The organism is Serratia marcescens (assembly GCF_029846115.1).
GTDB lineage: Bacteria > Pseudomonadota > Gammaproteobacteria > Enterobacterales > Enterobacteriaceae > Serratia > Serratia marcescens_L.
On sequence record NZ_JARVZZ010000001.1, the window covers coordinates 583,856 to 605,806 of the forward strand.

The 21,951-nt window shown below is 61.5% G+C and carries 18 protein-coding genes; 10 read left to right on the forward strand and 8 right to left on the reverse strand.

Features of this window, described 5'->3' with window-relative positions:
* Positions 1-82 precede the first annotated feature (82 nt).
* Both crp and QDT79_RS02770 read left to right on the forward strand, forming a co-directional pair.
* Positions 83-715 (forward strand): cAMP-activated global transcriptional regulator CRP, encoded by a 633-nt coding sequence (gene crp / locus QDT79_RS02765; protein WP_004090925.1) that lies wholly within the window; start codon positions 83-85, stop codon positions 713-715.
* Positions 716-765: 50 nt separating this feature from the next.
* Complete coding sequence (locus tag QDT79_RS02770; protein ID WP_107227957.1) at positions 766-2,844, forward strand: YccS/YhfK family putative transporter; 2,079 nt, start codon at positions 766-768, stop codon at positions 2,842-2,844.
* 40 nt (positions 2,845-2,884) lie between these two features.
* On the opposite strand, the gene argD is transcribed toward QDT79_RS02770, so the two are convergent.
* The 6 genes from argD to ppiA form a co-directional block, all read right to left on the reverse strand.
* On the reverse strand, positions 2,885-4,102 hold the full coding sequence (gene argD / locus QDT79_RS02775) for a bifunctional acetylornithine/succinyldiaminopimelate transaminase (protein WP_308316181.1): 1,218 nt from the start codon (positions 4,100-4,102) through the stop codon (positions 2,885-2,887).
* A gap of 131 nt (positions 4,103-4,233) precedes the next feature.
* Entirely contained in the window at positions 4,234-4,809 is a 576-nt protein-coding gene (locus tag QDT79_RS02780; protein ID WP_197817141.1) for an aminodeoxychorismate synthase component II, read from the reverse strand.
* Between the two features lie 72 nt (positions 4,810-4,881).
* Positions 4,882-6,408 carry a helicase HerA-like domain-containing protein gene (locus QDT79_RS02785; RefSeq protein ID WP_130018344.1) on the reverse strand — a complete coding sequence of 509 codons (1,527 nt, stop codon included), beginning with the start codon at positions 6,406-6,408 and terminating at the stop codon, positions 4,882-4,884.
* A 151-nt stretch (positions 6,409-6,559) separates the two neighbouring features.
* Positions 6,560-7,285, reverse strand: coding sequence for a two-component system response regulator BtsR (btsR, locus tag QDT79_RS02790; RefSeq protein ID WP_046688553.1), 726 nt, complete (start codon positions 7,283-7,285; stop codon positions 6,560-6,562).
* Complete coding sequence (locus QDT79_RS02795; protein WP_308316182.1) at positions 7,285-8,970, reverse strand: LytS/YhcK type 5TM receptor domain-containing protein; 1,686 nt, start codon at positions 8,968-8,970, stop codon at positions 7,285-7,287. Before QDT79_RS02795 ends, btsR begins: the two co-directional genes overlap by 1 nt.
* 156 nt (positions 8,971-9,126) lie before the next feature.
* On the reverse strand, positions 9,127-9,696 hold the full coding sequence (gene ppiA, locus QDT79_RS02800; protein WP_107227960.1) for a peptidylprolyl isomerase A: 570 nt from the start codon (positions 9,694-9,696) through the stop codon (positions 9,127-9,129).
* Positions 9,697-10,049: 353 nt separating this feature from the next.
* Here ppiA and QDT79_RS02805 point away from each other — a divergent pair, with 353 nt between their 5' ends.
* The 4 genes from QDT79_RS02805 to tsgA all read left to right on the forward strand — a co-directional run bounded on the left by QDT79_RS02805 (position 10,050) and on the right by tsgA (position 14,122).
* Positions 10,050-10,388, forward strand: coding sequence for a PTS lactose/cellobiose transporter subunit IIA (locus QDT79_RS02805; protein WP_060660177.1), 339 nt, complete (start codon positions 10,050-10,052; stop codon positions 10,386-10,388).
* Positions 10,385-11,692 carry a 6-phospho-beta-glucosidase gene (locus QDT79_RS02810; RefSeq protein WP_107227961.1) on the forward strand — a complete coding sequence of 436 codons (1,308 nt, stop codon included), beginning with the start codon at positions 10,385-10,387 and terminating at the stop codon, positions 11,690-11,692. The genes QDT79_RS02805 and QDT79_RS02810 overlap by 4 nt, the downstream gene beginning before the upstream one ends.
* Before the next feature lie 73 nt (positions 11,693-11,765).
* Positions 11,766-12,746 (forward strand): LacI family DNA-binding transcriptional regulator, encoded by a 981-nt coding sequence (locus QDT79_RS02815; RefSeq protein ID WP_063991682.1) that lies wholly within the window; start codon positions 11,766-11,768, stop codon positions 12,744-12,746.
* Between the two features lie 191 nt (positions 12,747-12,937).
* Positions 12,938-14,122, forward strand: a complete 1,185-nt coding sequence (gene tsgA / locus QDT79_RS02820) for an MFS transporter TsgA (RefSeq protein WP_033636290.1) — start codon at positions 12,938-12,940, stop codon at positions 14,120-14,122.
* A 53-nt stretch (positions 14,123-14,175) separates the two neighbouring features.
* On the opposite strand, the gene QDT79_RS02825 is transcribed toward tsgA, so the two are convergent.
* Positions 14,176-15,444 carry a cytosine deaminase gene (locus QDT79_RS02825; protein ID WP_373275484.1) on the reverse strand — a complete coding sequence of 423 codons (1,269 nt, stop codon included), beginning with the start codon at positions 15,442-15,444 and terminating at the stop codon, positions 14,176-14,178.
* A 303-nt stretch (positions 15,445-15,747) separates the two neighbouring features.
* On the opposite strand from QDT79_RS02825, the gene nirB reads away from it, so the two are divergent.
* From nirB to cysG, 4 genes are read left to right on the forward strand one after another with little or no spacing between them, the layout of a single operon-like run.
* Positions 15,748-18,297, forward strand: coding sequence for a nitrite reductase large subunit NirB (gene nirB / locus QDT79_RS02830; protein WP_308316184.1), 2,550 nt, complete (start codon positions 15,748-15,750; stop codon positions 18,295-18,297).
* Complete coding sequence (gene nirD, locus QDT79_RS02835) at positions 18,294-18,620, forward strand: nitrite reductase small subunit NirD (RefSeq protein ID WP_063991685.1); 327 nt, start codon at positions 18,294-18,296, stop codon at positions 18,618-18,620. Before nirB ends, nirD begins: the two co-directional genes overlap by 4 nt.
* A 16-nt stretch (positions 18,621-18,636) precedes the next feature.
* On the forward strand, positions 18,637-19,437 hold the full coding sequence (gene nirC / locus QDT79_RS02840) for a nitrite transporter NirC (RefSeq protein ID WP_063991686.1): 801 nt from the start codon (positions 18,637-18,639) through the stop codon (positions 19,435-19,437).
* 50 nt (positions 19,438-19,487) lie between these two features.
* Positions 19,488-20,891, forward strand: coding sequence for a siroheme synthase CysG (cysG, locus tag QDT79_RS02845; RefSeq protein WP_308316185.1), 1,404 nt, complete (start codon positions 19,488-19,490; stop codon positions 20,889-20,891).
* 51 nt (positions 20,892-20,942) lie between these two features.
* Here cysG and trpS read toward each other — a convergent pair whose 3' ends face one another.
* Complete coding sequence (gene trpS, locus QDT79_RS02850; protein ID WP_063991688.1) at positions 20,943-21,950, reverse strand: tryptophan--tRNA ligase; 1,008 nt, start codon at positions 21,948-21,950, stop codon at positions 20,943-20,945.
* Between the last annotated feature and the right edge of the window lies 1 nt (position 21,951).

Below are 21,951 nucleotides of genomic sequence, written 5' to 3' on the forward strand. Positions count from 1 at the left end.
TGACTGCGGCTACAGGCGGGTTTTACAGGGAACTCTGACCCCTGTGACACAAGGCAGCGATAACAACAGAGGATAACAGCGAATGGTTCTCGGCAAACCGCAAACAGACCCTACTCTCGAATGGTTCCTGTCTCATTGCCATATCCACAAATATCCATCGAAGAGTACGCTGATTCACCAAGGTGAAAAGGCCGAAACGCTTTACTACATCGTGAAAGGCTCCGTCGCGGTGCTGATCAAGGATGAAGAAGGTAAAGAGATGATCCTGTCCTACCTCAACCAGGGGGATTTCATCGGCGAGCTCGGATTGTTCGAAGAAGGCCAGGAGCGCAGCGCCTGGGTTCGCGCGAAAACCGCCTGTGAAGTGGCCGAAATTTCCTACAAGAAATTCCGTCAGCTGATCCAGGTGAACCCGGACATCCTGATGCGTCTGTCCGCCCAAATGGCAAGCCGCCTGCAGGTCACTTCCGAAAAAGTGGGCAACCTCGCCTTCCTGGACGTGACCGGCCGCATCGCGCAAACCCTGCTGAATCTGGCGAAGCAACCCGACGCCATGACTCACCCGGACGGCATGCAGATCAAGATCACCCGTCAGGAGATCGGCCAGATCGTCGGCTGCTCGCGTGAAACCGTTGGCCGTATTCTGAAAATGCTGGAAGATCAAAACCTGATTTCCGCCCACGGCAAAACCATTGTCGTCTACGGCACCCGTTAATCCCTGAAGAAACGGCGCAATCTGCGCCGTTTTTTTGTCTGCTTTCTGCCATGTGGCGCCGCCTGATCTACCACCCGGAAATCAACTACGCACTGCGACAAACGCTGGTGTTGTGCCTGCCGGTGCTGTTCGGCCTGCTGATAGGCCAGCTACAGCTCGGCCTGATGTTCTCTCTGGTGCCCGCCTGCTGCAATATCGCCGGTCTGGACACACCGCATAAGCGCTTCTTTAAACGTCTGATCGTCGGCGGTTCGCTGTTCGCCTTCAGCAGCGTGCTGCTGCAACAGGCCATGTTGTGGCACGTGCCGCTGCCGGCGCTGATGCTGGGCCTGGCACTGCTGCTCGGCGTCACCGGTGAAATCAGCCCGCTGCACGCCCGGCTGTTGCCGGCGGCGCTGGTGGCCGCCATCTTCGCCCTCAGCACGGCCGGTACGGTGCCTCTCTGGCAGGCGCCGCTGCTGTACGCCATCGGCACCGCCTGGTACGGCTTATTCACTTGGTTCTGGTTCAAGCTGTGGAAAGAGCAGCCGATGCGCGAGACGCTCAGCCAGCTCTACCTGGAACTGGCGGACTATTTCGAAGCCAAATACTCGCTGCTGACCCAGCATATTGATCCGCAAACCGCGCTGCCGCCGCTGCTGGTGCGCCAGCAAAAGGTGATGGATCTGATCAGCCTTTTGTACCAACAGCTTAATTTCCTGCCGCACGCCAACAACCTCGAGCAAAAGCGCCTGCAGCGCGCCTTTCAGGTGGCGATGGATCTGCAGGAGCACATCACCGTCAGCCTGCATCTGCCGGAAGAGGTGCAAAAGCTGGTGGAGCAGAGCCAGGCCGAAGCGATCATTCGCCGCAATGCTCAGGTGATCGCCGGCCGGCTGCGCGTGGTGGCGCACGATATTCTCTACCATCAACATTCGAAGCGCTTCTCCATGACCCACGAGCTGGCGGCGCTGGAAAAAATGGCGGCGCAGCATCCCGATAACCCGGTCGGCCAGTTTTGTTATTACCACTTCAGCCGCATCGCCCGCCTGCTGCGTACCCAGCATCCGTTGTACCGCCGCGATCTGATGCCCGGCCAACACCGCCTGCCGTTTTGGCCGGCGCTGGCCAGCTACCTGTCGTTCAAATCCACCGCCCTGCGCAACGCCGCACGGCTGGGCGTGACGCTGGCGATCGGCAGCAGTCTGGGCGCGGTGTTCAACCTGCCGAAGCCTTACTGGATCCTGCTCACCATCATGCTGGTAAGCCAAAACGGGTATAACGCCACCCGGGTGCGCATTCAGCACCGTGCGCTGGGCACGATTGCCGGACTATTGCTGGCGGCCGGGCTGCTGCAGCTGCAGTTGCCGGAAGGAGAAACGCTGAGCATCATGTTGGTGATCACGCTGCTGGCCTACCTGGTTTCGCGCAAGAACTACGGGCTGTCGGTGATTGGCTTTACGGTCACGGCGGTTTACACCCTGCAGCTGCTGGCGCTGAACGGCTCGCATTTTCTGGTGCCGCGCCTGATCGATACGCTGATCGGCTGCGTGCTGGCGTTCGGCGGCACCATTTGGCTGTGGCCGCAGTGGCAAAGCGGGCTGCTGCGCAAGAATGCCCATCAGGCGCTGGAGAACGATCAAGCCGCGCTGCGGCTGATGCTGAAGCAACCGGAACCGGACGCCACCGCGTTGGCCTATACTCGCATGCAGGTTAACCAGGCGCACAACGCGCTGTTCACCTCGCTCAATCAGGCGATGCAGGAGCCGGGGTTCGCGTCGAACTATCTGGCGGACATGCGGCTGTGGGTCACTCACAGCCAGTTCATCGTCGAACACCTGAACGCCATGACCATTCTGGCGCGCGAGCACTACATGCTGACGCCGAAACTGGCGGAAGCGTATCTGCAAACCTGTGAAATCGCGCTGCAAAGCTGCCAGCAGCGGTTGGAATACGACGGCCCGAGCAGCGGCAACAGCGGCATCATGCAGCCGCCGGATCTGCATCCGGACATGCCCGTCACCGAGATGGAGCGCCACCTGCGGCGCATTTTGTCGCACCTGAGCGTGATGCACACCATTTCGTCGCTGGCCTGGCGCCAGCGCCCGCACCACGGCATTTGGCTCAAGCGCAAACTGCGCGATCAATAAGGGCGCGGCATGCCGCGCCCCGTTATATGCCGCGCGGGCTTCAGGCGTTGATCACATCCTGCACCGCCAGCTCGAACAGCGCCATGCCGGCCTCGATATCCTGCAGCTCCACCACCAGCGACGGCGCGAAACGGATCACGTTCGGCCCGGCGTTGAGGATCATCAACCCACGCGCGGCGGCGGCGGTGAGGAAGTCGCGCGCTCTGCCGTGATAATGCGGCGTCAGCTCGGCGCCAATCAGTAACCCCATGCCGCGAATCGCGGTGAAAATACCGTATTTATCACCGATATGCTGCAAAGCCTGCACATACAGCGCATGACGCTGCTCGATGCCGCTCAGCACCTCCGGCGTATTGATCACGTCCAGCGCCGCCTCCGCCACCGCGCAGGCCAGCGGGTTGCCGCCGTAGGTGGTGCCGTGGGTGCCCACCTGCATCACCGACGCAATTTCTTCGGTTGTCAGCATGGCGCTGACCGGGAAACCGCCGCCCAGCGCCTTGGCGGTGGTGAGAATGTCCGGCGTCACGCCATAATGCATATAGGCGAACAGTTTGCCGCTGCGCCCCATGCCGCTTTGCACTTCGTCGAACACCAGCAGCGCCTGATGTTGATCGCAAAGCTCGCGCACGCCGTTGAGGAAGCCGGCGTCGACCGGCGTAATACCGCCCTCACCCTGAATCGGCTCCATCACCACCGCGCAGGTGTGATCGTCCATCACCGCCTTCACCGCCGCCAAATCGTTGAACGGCACGTGCACGATGTCGGCCGGCTTCGGTCCGAACCCGTCGGAGTATTTGGCCTGCCCGCCCACCGACACGGTGAACAGCGTGCGGCCGTGGAACGCGTTATAGAAGGCGATGATTTTGGTTTTGTACGGACTGTGGCGGGTGATGGCGTAATGGCGCGCCAGTTTGAACGCCGCCTCGTTGGCCTCTGCGCCGGAGTTGGCGAAGAACACCCGGTCGGCAAAGGTGGCGTCGATCAGTTTGCTTGCCAGGCGCAGCGCCGGTTCATTGGTGAAGACGTTGCTGGTATGCCACAAAGTCTCGCCCTGGCGTTTGAGCGCCTCGACCAGCGCCGGGTGGCAGTGTCCCAGCGCCGTCACCGCGATGCCGCCGGAAAAATCGATGTACTCTTTTCCCTGCTGATCCCAGACCCGGCTGCCTTTGCCGCGCACCGGCACAAACTGGGCGGGTGCATAAACAGGCAGGATCACCTGGTCAAAGGTGCTGCGGCTCACTGCGGATTTTTCAGTCATTTTCGGCTCCACCCTGAAAGTTTTTCAGCGCTATCGTAATATCAGATTGAAAACATAATCACGAAATATGCATAAAAAACCAATCAAGCGCAAATGCAAAACGCCTGACGGGCGAAAAAAACGCACCGGAGTTAACGCTTGAGGAAATTATCCAGCAGTTGATGGCCCTGCTCGCTGAGCACGCTTTCCGGATGGAACTGCACGCCTTCCAACGCCAAAGTGCGGTGGCGGATGCCCATGATCTCGTCGCACACGCCGTCGCGTTCGCTCCAGGCGGTCACTTCAAAGCAGTCCGGCAGCGTATCGGCTTTCAGCACCAGCGAGTGATAGCGGGTCACGGTCAGCGGATCGCTCAGGCCGCGAAACACGCCGACGCCCAGGTGACGAATCGCCGAGGTTTTGCCGTGCATCACCGCGCGGGCGCGCACCACCTCGGCGCCGAACGCCTGCCCCAGCGCCTGGTGCCCCAGGCACACGCCGAGGATCGGCAGCTTGCCGGCGAAATGACGAATGGCGGCCAGTGAGATGCCCGCTTCATTCGGGGTACAGGGGCCAGGGGAAATCACCAGATGCTGCGGCGCCAGCCGCTCGATATCGGCCAGCTGCAGCTCATCGTTGCGCTTCACCAGCACCTCGGCGCCCAATTCGCAGAAGTACTGGTAAAGGTTATAGGTAAAGGAGTCGTAGTTATCGATCAGCAGCAGCATGTTAGGTCCGACAGAGAAAAATGCCGCCACAGTGTACTGATTTAATCCGCCGCTGCCGACGATAATTTCCGCTTACTTTTTACGGCCGCCGGTGATCGAACCCAGCACGCCGCGCAGGATCTGGCGGCCGAGATCGCGCGCCATGCTCTTGGCGGCGGTCTGGACGATGCCGTCGCGCTTGCCGCCGCGCGGGCCAGTGGAACCGAACAACAACTCGTTCAAGCCGTCCATCAGGCCGCCGCCCGCCTGCTGTTGTTGCTGTTGCGCCTGCGGTTGCTGCCCCTGCTGCGGGGTGCCGAGGGTGGCAAAGCCCCCCGACGACAGCTTCTCGTAGGCGGACTCGCGGTCGATCATATCCTCATAGCGGCCATACAGCGGCGACTTGTTGATTGCGCTGTTCAGCCCTTCCGCACCGAGCATGCCCATTTTGGATTCCGGCGCGATCACCATCGCCCGCTCCACCACGTTCGGCCGGCCCTTCTCGTCGAGGAATGACACCAGCGCTTCGCCCACGCCCAGCTCGGTGATCGCCGTTTCGGCATCGAAGGCCGGATTGGCGCGCAGGGTTTGCGCCGCCGTCTTCACCGCCTTCTGATCGCGCGGGGTAAAGGCGCGCAGCGCATGCTGCACGCGGTTGCCCAACTGGCCAAGTACGCTGTCCGGGATGTCCAGCGGGTTCTGGGTGACGAAGTAAATGCCGACGCCTTTGGAGCGGATCAGGCGCACCACCTGTTCGATCTTGGTCAACAGCGCCGCCGGCGCATCGTTGAACAGCAGGTGCGCCTCATCGAAGAAGAACACCAGCTTCGGCTGTTCAGGGTCGCCCACTTCCGGCAGGTGCTCAAACAGCTCGGCCAGCAGCCACAGCAGGAACACCGAATACAGCTTCGGCTGATTGATCAGCTTATCCGCCGCCAGCAGGTTGATCACGCCGTGACCGTTGGCGTCGGTTTTCATCAGATCGTTGATGTCCAGCATCGGCTCGCCGAAGAACTGATTCGCGCCCTGCTCTTCCAGCGTCAGCAACCCGCGCTGGATAGCGCCGATCGACGCGGCAGAGATATTGCCGTACTGGGTCTGGAATTGTTTGGCGTTGTCGCCGACGAACTGCACCATGGCGCGCAGGTCCTTCATGTCCAGCAACAGCAGCGCGTTGTCATCGGCGATCTTGAACACCAGCTGCAGTACGCCGCTTTGCACCTCGTTCAGATCCAACAGGCGCCCCAGCAGCAGCGGCCCAAGATCGGAAATCGTGGCGCGGATCGGGTGGCCCTTTTCGCCGTAAATATCCCACGGGATAATGGTGCAGGCCTGCGGCTGCCAGTCGGTGACGCCGATCGCCGCCAGGCGCGCCTGCAGTTTCTCGGAAGGCACGCCCTCGGCGCCGATGCCGGACAGATCGCCCTTCACGTCCGACAGGAACACCGGTACGCCGATGCGCGAGAACTGTTCGGCCATTTTCTGCAGCGTCACCGTCTTGCCGGTGCCGGTTGCCCCGGTGATCAGCCCGTGGCGGTTGGCCAACGCCGGCAAAATCACCAGATCCTGCTCCGGTTTTCCGTCTTTCATCGCCTTGGCGATAATCCGTGGTTCACTCATTTTCTGTTCCTTTGACGCTGACGCGGCGCGAAAAGCGCCTGTGGATGCAATAAAGCTATAAGCGCCGCGTAACCCCGTCAAGGACAAACAAAAAGGGCGCCGTCGGGACGCCCATGATGCCTGTCTTTTCAGAATCCCCCTAAGACCTGCGTCACCCCCGCAGCCCCAGTTGTTCCTTCAGCGCCTTCAAATAGCGCCGGCTGACCGGCACCGGATCGCCGGCCGACATGATCATCTCCGCCGCGCCGCCCTCTTCGAAGCGGATCTCGCGCACCTGCTCCAGGTTGACCAGATACTGCCGATGGCAGCGCACCAACGGGGTACGGCTTTCCAGCGTGCGCAGCGTCAGCTCGGTGAAACACTCCATGCCGTCGCTGCGCACCACGAAGACCCCGCTCAGCTTGGAACGGATCGCCAGCACTTCGTCGAACCGCAGCAGATAGATGCGGCTGTGGCCGGTGCAGGGAATGTATTTCAGGTAACCGGCGCTCTCATCCAGCGCCGTCACGTCCTGCGGCGCACTGCGCTGCCGCAGGCGTTGCAGCGTCTTGCTCAGCCGCTTCGGCTCCGCCGGCTTCAGCAGATAATCGAAGGCGTGCTCCTCGAACGCCTGCACCGCGTATTCGTCGTAGGCGGTCAGAAACACGATGTGCGGCATGCGGTTGGGATCCAGCATGCCAACCATTTCCAGCCCGCTGATGCGCGGCATCTGGATATCGAGAAACACCACGTCCGGCTGCAACCGGTGGATCTGGCTGATGGCTTCGATGGCGTTGGCGCACTCGCCGATAATCGCGATCCCCGCTTCAGCTTCCAGCAGGTGGCGCAGGTTGTCGCGCGCCGAAGGTTCATCGTCAACAATCAGTGCGTTTAACATCAGACGGCCCTCTCCATGGGAACATTGAGCGTAATGCGGGTGTAGGCGTCCGGCCGGCAATCCACCTGCACGCCATAGCCTTCGCCGTAGCGCACGCGAATGCGCTTATCCACCAGATTCATCCCCAGCCCGCTGCAGTTCGGTTTCGGCTGAAACAGCCCGGCGTTGTCCGTCACCTGCAGCAGTAAATGCTCGCCTTCGCAGCAGGCGCCGATCTCGATGCGGCCCACGCCCAACAGATGCGAGGTGCCATGCTTGATGGCGTTTTCGACGATCGGCTGCAGCGAGAATGCCGGCAGCCGCACCGCCAACAGCGCCTCCGGTAGCGATACCGCGATCTCCAGCCGATCGGCAAAGCGCGCTTTCTCGATCTGCAGATAGGCGTTCACGTGTTCGATCTCGTCCGCCAGGCTGACTTCGTCATCCGAGCGTTTGAGGTTTTTACGAAAGAAGGTCGAGAGGGACTGCACCAGATCGCAGGCGCGCTCGCCATCGCGGCGGATCACCGCCACCAGGGTGTTCAAGGCATTGAACAGGAAATGCGGATTGACCTGCGCATGCAACAGCTTGATCTCCGACTGCGCCAGCAGCTGCTTGTGCCGCTCGTACTGTCCGGCCATGATCTGCGCCGACAGCAGGCTGGCGATGCCTTCGCCCAACGTACGGTTGATGGTGCTGAACAGCTGGCTTTTCGGTTCGTACAGCTTGATGGTGCCGATCACCCGCTGGTTTTCGCCGCGCAGCGGGATCACCAGCGTCGATCCCAGCTTGCAGGCCGGATTGATCGAGCAGCAGTAAGAGAGCTGATTGCCGTCGGCGTACACCACTTCGTTGTTGTCGATGGCGCGATGCGAATGCACCGAGGCGATCGGCGTGCCGGGCAGGTGGTGATCGTCGCCGATGCCGATAAACGCCAGCAGCTTGTCGCGATCGGTGATCGCCACCGCGCCGATGCCCAGCTCCTGATAGATCACCCGGGCAACCTTCATGCTGTTCTCCTGATCGAAGCCCTGCCGCAGGATGCCCTCGGTGCGCTCGGCGATCTTCAGCGCCTTGGAAGAGAAGGCGCTGGTGTATTTTTCGAACATCGCGCGCCTATCGAGCAGGATTTGCATGAACATCGCCGCGCCGACGGTATTGGCGATCATCATCGGCAGCGCGATGTGCTCCACCAGCTGCAACGCTTCGTCGTAGGGGCGCGCCACCGTGAGGATGATCGCCATCTGCAGCACTTCCGCCACCAGCGCCACGCCGCCGACGAACAGCGGATTGAACAGCAGCTCGATGCGCCCCCGGCGCATGGCGATGCTGTGTACGATGCCGCCGACCAGGCCTTCCGACACCGTGGAGATCGCGCAGGCTACGTCGGTCATGCCGCCGAGCGTATACCGGTGCAAACCGCCGGTCAGCCCGACCAGAAAGCCCACCGACGGCCCGCCCAGCAACCCGCCCAGGACAGCGCCTATCGCGCGGGTGTTGGCGATCGAATCCTGAATGTGCAGCCCGAAATAGGTGCCCATGATGCAGAACACCGAGAAGATCACGTAGCACAGCAGCTTGTGCGGCAGGCGGATGGTCACCTGCATCAGCGGGATGAACAGCGGGGTTTTACTCAGCAGATAGGCGATAACGAGATAGACGCACATCTGCTGCAACAGCAACAGCACCTGGTTAAATTCATACATGGCAGCAACTCATCCAGAGACAACAAAGGGCGAACGCCGGATTTCCGGTCTGATTATTGTCTGCCGATTAGAGCATGGGCCGCGGGAGAAAACAGTGATGAAGGCAAGGCTTCGGGAGGAAGGAGCGGCCGACCCCACTGGGATCGGCCAAAAAACTTACGGCAGCACCTTGGCCGACAGAATCACCACCGGTTTGGTCGGCACATTCTGGTAAGGGCCGACGTTGCCGGTTGGCACCTGAGCAATTTTGTCCACCACGTCCATGCCTTTCACCACTTTGCCAAATACCGCGTAGCCGAAGTCACGCTGGCCGTGATCCAGGAAGGCGTTATCCGCCACGTTCAGGAAGAACTGGCTGGTGGCGCTGTCCTTGTCGGCGGTACGCGCCATCGAGATGGTGCCGCGCAGGTTGCGCAAGCCGTTGTCGGCTTCGTTCTTGATCGGCGCCTTGGTGGATTTTTGCTGCATGTCAGCGGTGAAACCGCCGCCCTGGATCATAAAGCCCGGGATCACGCGGTGGAAGATGGTGTTGTTGTAGTACCCGCTGTTCACGTAGTCGACGAAGTTCTGGCTGGAAACCGGTGCCTTCTGGCTGTCGAGCGCCAACTCGATATTCCCCGCCGAGGTCGTCAGCATGACGTGGGTCTCACCGGCGGCGAGTGCGGCTGGCGCCACTGCGGACAGGGAACACAGCGCGACGAAGGTCACTAAAGTACGTTTGAACATTAACGGGTCCTTTCTCTGAGAGACAAACAACGGAAAAGCGCTTTGATTCTAAAGAGCTGTATCGGCAAGTGCCAGCCATTTACCTATATTTACCCAATTACGGGACATATCCTAGGCGGCCCTGAATTTTGCTGCGGAAAGTATGGGCGCAGAAGGCTTTTTTGCCAACCGCATCACGCATTTTTTGCCCCGCGCCACCCTGGGTCGGTTTTTGCGATCTGCCTCCCAGTTTGCACACGCATTGTCGTTACTCTATTTAAATGAGAGCGCTCTCATTATAAAAAGAACGGATACTGAAGCATCCCACGGCGGCGTCGCCGCGCAACCCCTGGAGAAATGACGTGAGTGAATTGATGACTGAAGTCAGCCCCGAGTTTGAAAGCACCATCATGGAACTGCTGGTGTTCTCCGGCAGCGCGCGCAGCAATGCGTTGATGGCGCTGCGGCAAGCACGTGCCGGCGACTTCGCCGCCGCGGCCAAGCACATGGTCGAATCCAAAGAATGGGTGAAGAAAGCACACCTGATCCAGACCGAGCTGATCGGCCTGGACGAAGGCTGCGGCAAGCTGGCGATCAACCTGATCACCGTGCATGCGCAGGATCATCTGATGAACGCCATGGTGATCCAGGATCTGGCCGACGACATGATCGAGCTCTATCGCCGTCAGTCGCAGACGGAGGGCCGCCCATGAGCACGCTTAAAATCGCCGTGATCGGCGGCGGCAGCAGCTACACCCCCGAACTGGTTGATGGACTGATCCAACGCATCGAGGAGCTGCCGGTCACCGAACTGGCGCTGGTGGACGTCGAACCGGGCCGGCAAAAAGTGGAAACCATCGCCGCCTTGACCCGCCGCATGCTGGCGCGCCACGGGCTGGAGCAGGTGAAGGTCAGCGTGCATTTCGCGCTGGACGACGCCATTCGCGGCGCCGCTTTCGTGCTGACCCAGTTCCGCGTCGGGCAACTGCCGGCGCGCGCCGCCGATGAACGGCTGGGCCTGAAATACCAGCTGCTCGGCCAGGAAACCACCGGCGTCGGCGGCTTCGCCAAGGCGCTGCGCACCATCCCGGTGATGCTGGATATCGCTCGCCGAGTGGAAAAGCTGGCGCCGGACGCCTGGATCATCAACTTCACCAACCCGGCCGGTATCGTCACCGAGGCGGTGTCTCGCTTTACCAAAGCGAAGATCATCGGCCTGTGCAATGTGCCGATCAGCATGCATCACATGATCGTCAACATGCTGCAGGCGCCTTACGCCGATGTGCAGCTGCAGTTCGCCGGCCTGAACCACATGGTCTGGGTGCATCAGGTCACGCACCTGGGGCGCGACGTCACCGCCAAGGTGATCGACATGCTGTGTGACGGCGCGGCGCTGACCATGAACAACATCAAGGAAGAGCCCTGGCAGCCGGACTTCCTGCGTGCGCTCGGCGCGATCCCCTGCCCCTACCACCGCTATTTTTACCAGACCCGCGAGATGCTGGCGGAAGAGATGGCCGCCGCCGGCGAGCGCGGCACCCGCGCCGAGCAGGTGATGCAGGTGGAGAAAGAGCTGTTCGAGCTGTATGCCGATCCGCAGCTAAACACGAAACCGGAGCAGCTCAGCTTCCGCGGCGGTTCTTTCTATTCCGAAGTTGCGCTGGAGCTGATTCGTGCTATCCATAATAATCTCGGCACGCAATTAGTGGTCAACACCGCAAACCGCGGCGCAATCCATGGCCTGCCGGACGATGCTGTGATAGAAATCAACTGTATCGTCGATGCTCAGGGCGCGCACCCGCTGACCTTTGGCCCGCTGCCGGAGCCGATGCAGGCCCTGACGCAGCAGGTGAAAGCCTACGAACGTCTGACCATCGAAGCCGCGGTGCACGGCGATCGCCGCAGCGGGTTGCTGGCGCTGATCGCCAACCCGTTAGTGGGCAACGCTAACCTGGCGCAGCCGCTGCTGGACGAGGTGTTGACGATAAACGCGCCGTATTTGCCGCAGTTCAGGTAAGCGGCTATACGCAGCCAGACAGGGGTTCGGCGCGCCGAACCCATTTTTTTAGCCGTAATTCAGGAGTGGGACGATGGTGACACTGGAAGATGTCGCAGCGCTGGCGGGCGTTTCGCGCGCCACCGTATCGCGTGTGGTGAACGGCGACAGCAACGTCAAGGCACCGACCCGCGAGAAGGTTGAACGCGCCGTCGCCCAGCTCGGTTATACCCCCAACCCGGCGGCCCGCGCGCTCGCCTCCAGCCACAGCAATACCCTCGGGCTGGTCACCACGTCGTACCGCGGCGGCTTCTTCGGCGCGCTGATGGACTTCGTGCAGACCGAGGCCGAATCCCACGGCAAACAGCTGCTGGTGACCCAGGGCCGCAACAGCGCCGAAAACGAATGGCAGGCGGTGCAGCGGCTATTTAGCCTGCGCTGCGACGGCGTGATCCTGCACGTGCGTTTTCTCAGCGACGATCGGCTGCGCCAATTGGCGGCGGAACAACGTGATTTCGTGTTGCTCGATCGTCTGGTACCGGGGCTGGAAGCCCGCTGTGTCACCTTCGATCACCCGCTGGCCAGCCGCATGGCGACGCAGCAGCTGCTCGATGCCGGGCACCGGCGCATCGCCTGTATCAGCGGCCCGCGTGAGCGCCCGTCGAGTCGCCTGCGGCTGCAGGGATTTGAAGAGGCGATGCAGGCGGCGAATATCGAACCGGTGGCCTGCCTGGAGGGCGTCTACGATCTGGAAAGCGGTTACCGCTGCGCCGATCGGCTGCTGCAGCAAGCCGCGCGGCCCAGCGCCATCTACTGCTGCAACGAAGAGATGGCGATCGGCGCCCTGCTGGCGATCAACGAGCACCGCCTACGGGTACCGCAGGATATCTCCTTGATCTGCTACGACAGCGGCGAACGCGCGCCTTTCGTGCGCCCGGCGTTGAGCAGCGTACATTTTCCCATCAGCGAGATGGCCCAATACGCGGCGCGCAGGCTGATCGATCCCACCACCCCGGCGCACCGGTTTGAGCCGACGATCGTCAACCGTGATTCCATTGTGACGGTACGCAAATAGATCACAATAATACGTATCACCCCTTCATAGGTTGCATCAAAAAATCGACAGCCATCACAAAAAATCCCGTTGTCTGTGCTAGGATCCGCCCCCTGGTGGCCTGATCGGGACTTTTTTCTGCGTTTGCCAGGAAAAGCCAGCGGCCTTATGCCAGCGTTAAAACCTCTAACAGACATATTCAGGCCTATACAATGAATGACAGTAACCGCATACGGCTTACCTGGATCAGCTTCTTTTCGTACGCGCTGACCGGTGCTTTAGTGATCGTCACAGGGATGGTGATGGGAAACATTGCAGAGTACTTTAATCTGCCGGTTTCCAGCATGAGTAACACCTTTACTTTCCTCAACGCCGGTATTTTGATTTCGATCTTCCTCAATGCTTGGCTGATGGAAATCATCCCGCTGAAGCGTCAGCTGATCTTCGGCTTTGTCCTGATGGTGCTGGCGGTCGCAGGGCTGATGCTCGGCAAGAGCCTGACCATGTTCTCGCTGTGCATGTTTATCCTCGGCGTGGTTAGCGGTATCACCATGTCGATCGGCACCTTCCTGATCACCCACATGTATGCCGGCCGCCAGCGCGGTTCGCGCCTATTGTTCACCGACTCTTTCTTCAGCATGGCCGGGATGATCTTCCCGATCGTCGCCGCGATGCTGCTGGCCCGCCATATCGGCTGGTACTGGGTTTATGCCTGCATCGGCCTGCTGTACGTGGGGATCTTCGTGCTGACCCTGTGCTCCGAATTCCCGGTGCTGGGCAAAAAAGGCGCCGACGCCGGTCAGCCGGTCGAGAAAGAAAAATGGGGCATCGGTGTGTTGTTCCTGTCGATCGCCGCGCTGTGCTACATCCTCGGCCAGCTGGGCTTCATTCAGTGGGTGCCTGAGTACGCCACCAAGTCGTTCAACATGGACATCGGCCAGGCTGGTAAGCTGGTGAGCGACTTCTGGACCTCTTACATGGTCGGCATGTGGGTATTCAGCTTCATCCTGCGCTTCTTCGATCTGCAGCGCATCGTTACCGTACTGGCCGCACTGGCTACCGGCGCGATGTACCTGTTCGTCAGCACCGACAACCCGGAGCACCTGGGCTACTACATCATGGCCCTGGGCTTCGTTTCCAGCGCCATCTACACCACGCTGATCACCCTCGGCTCGCTGCAGACCAAGGTCTCCTCGCCGAAGCTGGTCAACTTTATCCTGACCTGCGGCACCATCGGCACCATGCTGACCTTCGTGGTCACCGGCCCGATCGTGGCGAAAGGCGGCGCGCACGCGGCGCTGACCACCGCCAACGGCCTGTACCTGGCGGTGTTCGTGATGTGTCTGCTGCTGGGCTTCGTGACCAAACACCGCAGCCACGGCCACGTGACGCACTGATTTCTTTTATTAAATGTACCAAGGGCGCCCGCAAGGCGCCCTTTTTTTGCGCCTTAGCGCCGAAAATCCACCGTCTCATCCTGCTGCAAATGCAGCGTGGTTTCCGCCGGCCGCGTTTCGGCGATCACCGCCCCCTGGCGAATCGAATAACGCACCGGCGTCTGGCGGCGCACCGCGTCGAAGCCGCTTTCCGCCGGCAGGATCACCAGGTTGGCGCTGTTGCCGGCCGCCAGGCCGTAGTCGCTCAGGTTAAGGGTACGCGCGCTGTGGTGGGTGATCAGCTTCAGCCCATCGTCGATCTGGCCATAGCCCATCAGCTGGCACACGTGCAGCCCCATATGCAGCACCTGCAGCATGTTGGCGGTGCCGAGCGGGTACCAGGGGTCGAACACGTCGTCATGGCCGAAGCAGACGTTGATCTCTGCCTCCAGCATCTCCTTCACCCGCGTCACGCCGCGCCGTTTCGGGTAGCTGTCGAAACGCCCCTGCAGGTGAATGTTCACCAGCGGGTTGGCGACGAAGTTGATGCCGGACATTTTCAGCAGGCGGAACAGCCGCGAGGCGTAAGCGCCGTTGTAAGAGTGCATCGCCGTGGTGTGGCTGGCGGTGACTTTCTCGCCCATCTCCAGCTTCAGCGCCAGCGCCGCCACGGTCTCGACGAAGCGCGATTGCTCGTCGTCGATTTCATCGCAGTGCACGTCCACCAGCCGATCGTATTTTTGCGCCAGCGCGAACGCCTTATGCAGCGACTCCACGCCGTATTCGCGGGTGAATTCGAAGTGCGGAATGGCACCCACCACGTCGGCCCCCAGCCGCAGCGCCTCTTCAAGCAGCGCTTCGCCGTTGGGATAGGAAAGGATCCCCTCCTGCGGAAAGGCGACGATCTGCAGCGTCACCCAGGGCGCCACCTCCTGTTTCACCTCCAGCATGGCGCGCAGCGCGGTCAGCGTGGGATCGGAAACGTCGACGTGGGTGCGCACATACTGCACGCCATTGGCGATCTGCCACTTGAGCGTTTGCCAGGCGCGCTGTTTGACGTCTTCATGGGTCAGCAACGCTTTGCGTTCGGCCCAGCGCTCAATGCCCTCGAACAGCGTGCCGGACTGGTTCCAGGCCGGCTGGCCGGCGGTTTGCGTGGTATCCAGGTGAATATGCGGTTCGACGAACGCTGGCAGTGCCAACCCGCCCTGCGCATCCAACGCGTCGCTGCGCCACTCCTGGCCTTCCGGCTGCGGCACCAGATGCGCGATGCGCCCCTGTTCGATCGCCAGTTGCCACAATCCTTCATGCCCGCTTAAACGCAGGTTGTCGATAAACTTCAATGGACGTTTCGCCACCTTTCACCTCGGCTGTTGCACTGGTTTTCTTCATCATACTGGCAGCGGATCGCGCTGACAAAGTCGCCGTTGCCTGCCTACCCCCAACGTTTACTCCCTGCGGGGTAGTTTGCAGGAAAACTGACTCGCTTCAGCTAAAGGTGAATAAAATCCGCAACTTATCAAAAAACGTGAAAAATCATCCATATACCACGTTAGAGGTATATGAGGGTGTGATTGATTTGCATCAATAAATTGCCCATTGGGAGAGATAAGGTAAGCCTAGGAAACCAGAATTTTGAGGCAATAATGAGCAGAGTCAAACTTGCCGTCGTCGGCAATGGCATGGTCGGCCACCGGTTCATCGAAGATCTGTTGGATAAAGCAGACAAAGACCAATTCGACATCACCGTATTTTGCGAAGAGCCGCGCATCGCTTACGATCGCGTGCATCTTTCCTCCTACTTCTCGCACCACACCGCCGAAGAGCTGTCGCTGGTGCGCGAAGGCTTTTACGAAAAACACGGCGTGAAGGTGCTGATCGGCGAACGCGCTATCACCATCAATCGCGACGAGAAGGTGATCCACTCCAACACCGGCCGCACCGTCTATTACGACAAGCTGATCATGGCCACCGGCTCCTATCCGTGGATCCCGCCGATTAAAGGCTCGGATAGCCAGGACTGCTTCGTTTACCGCACTATCGAAGACCTGAACGCCATCGAAGCCTGCGCGCGCCGCAGCAAACGCGGTGCGGTAGTCGGCGGCGGGCTGTTGGGGCTGGAAGCCGCCGGCGCGCTGAAAAGCCTGGGGGTGGAAACGCACGTGATCGAGTTCGCTCCGGTGCTGATGGCCGAACAGCTCGACCCGATGGGCGGTGACCAGCTGCGCCGCAAGATCGAGCGCATGGGCGTCAAGGTACACACCGGCAAAAATACCCAGGAGATCGTCAACGGCGGCGGCACGGCGCGCAAAATCATGCATTTCGCCGACGGTAGCCTGCTGGAAGTGGATTTCATCGTGTTCTCCACCGGCATCCGCGCCCAGGACAAGCTGGCGCGCCAGTGCGGGCTGGAGATTGGCCACCGCGGCGGCATCGCCATCAACGACAGCTGCCAGACGTCGGATCCGGACGTCTACGCCATCGGTGAGTGCGCTGCCTGGCGCGATCGCACCTTCGGCCTGGTGGCGCCGGGTTACAAAATGGCGCAGGTGGCCGTCGATCACCTGCTGGGCCGCGAAAACGGCTTCCAGGGCGCCGACATGAGCGCCAAGCTGAAGCTGCTGGGCGTGGACGTCGGCGGCATCGGCGATGCCCACGGCCGCACCGAGGGCGCCCGCAGCTACGTTTATCTGGATGAAAGCAAAGAAGTCTACAAACGCATCGTGGTCAGCGCCGACAACAAAACCCTGCTCGGCGCGGTGCTGGTGGGCGACACCAGCGATTATGGCAACCTGCTGCAGCTGGCGCTGAACGGCATCGAGCTGCCGGAAAACCCGGACGGCCTGATCCTGCCGGCCCACGCGGGCAGCAAACCGGCCATCGGCGTGGATTCGCTGCCGGAAAGCGCGCAGATCTGCTCCTGCTTCGACGTCAGCAAAGGCGACATCATTCAGGCGGTCAACAAAGGCTGCCACACCGTAGCGGCGCTGAAGGCCGAAACCAAAGCCGGCACCGGCTGCGGCGGCTGCATCCCGCTGCTCACCCAGGTGCTGAACGCCGAGCTGAGCAAGCAAGGCATCGAGGTCAACCATCATCTGTGCGAACACTTCGCCTACTCGCGCCAGGAGCTGTTCCACCTGATCCGCGTCGAAGGGATCAAGTCGTTCGAGGCGCTGCTGGCCAAATACGGCAAAGGCTACGGCTGCGAAGTGTGTAAACCGACCGTCGGCTCATTGCTGGCTTCTTGCTGGAACGAATATATCCTCAAGCCACAGCATACGCCGCTGCAGGATACCAACGACAACTTCCTCGGCAATATCCAGAAAGACGGCACCTACTCGGTGATCCCGCGCTCCGCCGGCGGCGAAATCACCCCGGACGGCCTGCTGGCCATCGGCCAGATCGCTAAGGAATACAACCTCTACACCAAAATGACCGGTTCACAGCGCATCGGTATGTTCGGCGCGCAGAAAGACGACCTGCCGGCCATCTGGCGCAAGCTGCTCGCCGCCGGCTTTGAAACCGGCCACGCTTACGCCAAGGCGCTGCGCATGGCGAAAACCTGCGTCGGCAGCACCTGGTGCCGCTACGGCGTCGGCGACAGCGTCGGTTTCGGCGTCACCCTGGAACATCGCTACAAAGGCATCCGTACCCCGCACAAAATGAAGTTCGGCGTCTCGGGCTGCACCCGTGAATGCGCCGAAGCGCAGGGCAAGGATGTCGGCATCATCGCCACCGAGAACGGCTGGAACCTGTATGTGTGCGGCAACGGCGGCATGAAACCGCGCCACGCCGACCTGTTGGCCGCCGACCTCGATCGCGAGACGCTGGTGCGCTACCTCGACCGCTTCATGATGTTCTATATCCGCACCGCCGATAAGCTGCAGCGCACCTCGGTGTGGCTGGAGAGCCTGGAAGGCGGCATCGATTACCTGCGCAAGGTGATCATCGACGACAAGCTCGGCATCAACGACCAGCTGGAAGCGGAGATCGCCCGCCTGCGCGATGCGGTGATCTGCGAGTGGAAAGAGACCGTCGAGCATCCGGAAACGCAGCTGCGCTTCGCCCACTTCATCAACAGCCCGCTGCGCGATCCGAATGTGCAGGTGGTGGCCGAACGCGACCAGCACCGCCCGGCGCGCCCTGACGAACGCATTCCCGTCACCCTGATCGATACCGAGGAGAGCCACGCATGAGCCAGTGGATTACCGTTTGTCCCGTCGCCGACATTCTGCCCGGCACCGGCGTGTGCGCCCTGATCGGCGATCGGCAGGTGGCGGTGTTCCGCCCCTATGCCGACGAGCAGGTGTTCGCCATCAGCAATATCGACCCGTTCGCCCAGGCCAGCGTGCTGTCGCGCGGTCTCATCGCCGAGCATCAGGGTGAGTTGTGGGTCGCCAGCCCGCTGAAGAAGCAGCATTTCCGCCTGTACGACGGCCACTGTCTGGAAGACGACAGCCGTTCCGTCGCCCGCTTCGCCAGCCGGGTGGTCGACGGCATCGTCCAAGTCGCGGCATAACCTTTCGGGAGGCAACATGTTTACCGACACCCTCAACAAATGCGCCGCCAACGCGGCGCGCATCGTTCGCCTGGCGAAGGAGAGCCCGCTCGGCTTCTGGATCAGCTCGGCGATGGCCGGCGCCTACGTCGGCCTCGGCATCATCCTGATCTTCACCCTCGGCAACCTGGTCGACCCAAGCGTGCGGCCGCTGGTGATGGGCGCCACCTTCGGCATCGCGCTGACGCTGGTGATCATCGCCGGTTCCGAGCTGTTCACCGGCCATACGATGTTCCTGACGCTCGGCGTCAAGGCAGGCACCATCCGCCAGAGCCAGATGTGGGCGGTGCTGCCGCAAACCTGGCTCGGCAACCTGCTCGGCTCGGTGCTGGTGGCGCTGATGTATTACTACGGCGGCGGCAGCCTGCTGCCGGTGGATACCAGCCTGGTGCACAGCGCCGCGCTGGCGAAAACCACCGCGCCGGCCGAAGTGCTGTTCTTCAAGGGGGTGCTGTGCAACTGGCTGGTTTGCCTGGCGATTTGGATGGCGATCCGCGTAGAAGGCGCCGCCAAGTTCATCGCCATTTGGTGGTGCCTGCTGGCCTTTATCGCCTCGGGTTACGAACACTCCGTCGCCAACATGACGCTGTTCGCCCTCTCCTGGTTCGGCAACCACAGCGAGGCCTACACCCTCGCCGGCATCGGCCACAACCTGCTGTGGGTGACGCTGGGCAATATCCTGTCCGGCTCGGTGCTGATGGGTCTGGGGTATTGGTACGCTACGCCGCGCGCCGAACGCCCGCAGGCGGCGAAAGCCGCCGCACGTCAGACCGCCTGAGTTTTCGGGGGCGCACTTCGCCCCCACACTGATTATCCCGAGGAGTGCCGATGGACTACCTGCCGATTTTCTGCCAACTGCAACATAAAGCCTGCCTGCTGGTCGGCGGCGGCGAGATCGCCGAACGCAAGGCGCGCCTGCTGCTGGACGCCGGCGCGGCGCTGACCGTCAACGCCCTGGCATTCAGCCCGCAGTTCCACCAGTGGGCGGCAGAAGGCCTGCTGACGCTGACCGAGGGCGAATTCAGCCCGGCCCTGCTGGCGGAAAAATGGTTGGTGATCGCCGCTACCGACCGGCTGGAAGTCAACGCACTGGTGTACCAGTGCGCCAACCAGCAACGGGTGTTCTGCAACGTGGTGGACGATCCGAAACGCGCCAGCTTTATCATGCCGTCTATCATCGATCGTTCGCCGATCATGGTCGCAGTGTCCTCCGGCGGCAAAGCGCCGGTGCTGGCGCGGCTGCTGCGCGAGAAGCTGGAAGCGATGCTGCCGCAGCACCTCGGCAAGCTGGCCCAGTTGGGCGGCTCACTGCGGCAGCGGGTAAAACAACGTTTCAGCAGCCTCGGCGCGCGCCGTCGCTTCTGGGAACGGTTATTCGCCCACGATCGGCTGGCGCAGTCGCTGGCCAACGATGACGCCGCGCTGGCCGAACGCCAGCTCGAGCAGCTGTTCAGCGAACAGCCGGAAGATCGCGGTGAAGTGGTACTGGTGGGCGCCGGGCCGGGCGATGCCGGCTTGCTGACGCTGAAAGGGCTGCAACAGATCCAGCAGGCCGACGTGGTGGTTTACGACCGGCTGGTCTCCGAAGAGATCATGACGCTGGTGCGCCGCGACGCCGAACGCATCTTCGTCGGCAAACGCGCCGGCCACCACTGCGTACCGCAGGAGCAGATCAACCAAATCCTGCTGCAGCAGGCGCAGCAAGGCAAACGCGTGGTGCGCCTGAAGGGCGGCGATCCCTTTATCTTCGGCCGCGGCGGCGAAGAACTGGAGACGCTGGCGGACGCCAACGTGCCGTTCTCGGTGGTGCCGGGCATTACCGCCGCCTCCGGCTGTTCCGCCTACAGCGGCATCCCGCTCACCCACCGCGACCATGCGCAGAGCGTCCGCTTGGTGACCGGGCACGCCAAGGCCGACGGTGGATTGGATTGGGCGACGCTGGCCGCCGGGCAACAGACGCTGGTGTTCTATATGGGGCTGTCGCAAGCGGCGGAAATCCAGCGCCAGCTGATCGCACACGGATTGCCGGCCAACACGCCGGTGGCGCTGGTAGAAAACGGCACCTCTTGCCGCCAGCGGGTGATCGAAGGCAAGCTCGGTCAACTGGGCGTCTTGTCACTACAGGCCGCCAGCCCCAGCCTGATCGTCGTCGGCAGCGTGGTCAGCCTGCGCAGCAAGCTCAACTGGTTCACCAGCGAGGCATCGCCCGCCGGCCTGGCGCAAATGGCGTGATACCGACGTAAAAAAAGCGGCCTGTGGCCGCTTTTTTTATTTGCGCCGGCGTTACGCCTGCGGCGGCACGAAACCGACGGCCTGATAGACCTTCGCCAGGGTTTCCTGCGCGCGTGCGCGGGCCTTGGCGGCGCCGTCGCGCATCACCTGCTGCAGATAGGCTTCGTCGTTGCGGAAGCGGTGGTAGCGCTCCTGCAGCTCACCCAGCATGCCGGAGACGGCGTCCGCCACCGCACCTTTCAGGTGGCCGTACATCTGGCCTTCGAACTCGGCTTCCAGCTGCGCGATGCTCTTGCCGGTCACGCCGGCGAGGATGTCCAGCAGGTTGGAGACGCCCGCCTTGTTGACCACGTCGTAACGCACGACAGGCGGCTCTTCCGAGTCGGTCATTGCGCGTTTGATCTTCTTGGTCACCGCTTTCGGATCTTCCAGCAGGCCGATCACGTTGTTGCGGTTATCGTCCGACTTGGACATCTTCTTGGTCGGCTCCTGCAGCGACATCACGCGCGCGCCGGATTTAGGAATAAACGGCTCCGGCACTTTGAACACGTCGCCATACAGCGCGTTGAAACGCTGCCCCACGTCGCGGCTCAGTTCCAGGTGCTGCTTCTGGTCTTCGCCCACCGGCACCTGGTTGGTTTGATACAGCAGGATATCCGCCGCCATCAGCACCGGATAGCTGAACAGCCCGGCGTTGATGTTCTCCGCGTAGCGCGCGGATTTGTCTTTGAACTGCGTCATGCGGCTCAGTTCGCCGAAATAGGTGTAGCAGTTCAGCACCCAGCTCAGCTGCGTGTGCTCAGGCACGTGCGACTGCACGAAGATGGTGCTTTTTTCCGGATCTATACCGCAGGCCAGGTACAGCGCCAGCGTATCCAGCGTGGCCTTGCGCAGCTTCTCGGCGTCCTGGCGCACGGTGATGGCATGCAGATCGACGATGCAGTAGATGCAGTCGTAGTCGTCCTGCATCTGCACCCACTGACGCAGCGCACCCATGTAGTTGCCGATGGTCAGTTCGCCGGACGGCTGCGCGCCGCTAAATACGATGGGCTTACTCATG

What these genes read in the sequence shown, in the direction of transcription:
- crp (WP_004090925.1), top strand. Translation starts at nt 83, where the DNA reads ATGGTTCTCGGCAAACCGCAAACAGACCCTACTCTCGAATGGTTCCTG.
- QDT79_RS02770 (WP_107227957.1), top strand. Translation starts at nt 766, where the DNA reads ATGTGGCGCCGCCTGATCTACCACCCGGAAATCAACTACGCACTGCGA.
- argD (WP_308316181.1), bottom strand. Translation starts at nt 4,102, where the DNA reads ATGACTGAAAAATCCGCAGTGAGCCGCAGCACCTTTGACCAGGTGATC.
- QDT79_RS02780 (WP_197817141.1), bottom strand. Translation starts at nt 4,809, where the DNA reads ATGCTGCTGCTGATCGATAACTACGACTCCTTTACCTATAACCTTTAC.
- QDT79_RS02785 (WP_130018344.1), bottom strand. Translation starts at nt 6,408, where the DNA reads ATGAGTGAACCACGGATTATCGCCAAGGCGATGAAAGACGGAAAACCG.
- btsR (WP_046688553.1), bottom strand. Translation starts at nt 7,285, where the DNA reads ATGTTAAACGCACTGATTGTTGACGATGAACCTTCGGCGCGCGACAAC.
- QDT79_RS02795 (WP_308316182.1), bottom strand. Translation starts at nt 8,970, where the DNA reads ATGTATGAATTTAACCAGGTGCTGTTGCTGTTGCAGCAGATGTGCGTC.
- ppiA (WP_107227960.1), bottom strand. Translation starts at nt 9,696, where the DNA reads ATGTTCAAACGTACTTTAGTGACCTTCGTCGCGCTGTGTTCCCTGTCC.
- QDT79_RS02805 (WP_060660177.1), top strand. Translation starts at nt 10,050, where the DNA reads ATGACTGAAGTCAGCCCCGAGTTTGAAAGCACCATCATGGAACTGCTG.
- QDT79_RS02810 (WP_107227961.1), top strand. Translation starts at nt 10,385, where the DNA reads ATGAGCACGCTTAAAATCGCCGTGATCGGCGGCGGCAGCAGCTACACC.
- QDT79_RS02815 (WP_063991682.1), top strand. Translation starts at nt 11,766, where the DNA reads ATGGTGACACTGGAAGATGTCGCAGCGCTGGCGGGCGTTTCGCGCGCC.
- tsgA (WP_033636290.1), top strand. Translation starts at nt 12,938, where the DNA reads ATGAATGACAGTAACCGCATACGGCTTACCTGGATCAGCTTCTTTTCG.
- nirB (WP_308316184.1), top strand. Translation starts at nt 15,748, where the DNA reads ATGAGCAGAGTCAAACTTGCCGTCGTCGGCAATGGCATGGTCGGCCAC.
- nirD (WP_063991685.1), top strand. Translation starts at nt 18,294, where the DNA reads ATGAGCCAGTGGATTACCGTTTGTCCCGTCGCCGACATTCTGCCCGGC.
- nirC (WP_063991686.1), top strand. Translation starts at nt 18,637, where the DNA reads ATGTTTACCGACACCCTCAACAAATGCGCCGCCAACGCGGCGCGCATC.
- cysG (WP_308316185.1), top strand. Translation starts at nt 19,488, where the DNA reads ATGGACTACCTGCCGATTTTCTGCCAACTGCAACATAAAGCCTGCCTG.
- trpS (WP_063991688.1), bottom strand. Translation starts at nt 21,950, where the DNA reads ATGAGTAAGCCCATCGTATTTAGCGGCGCGCAGCCGTCCGGCGAACTG.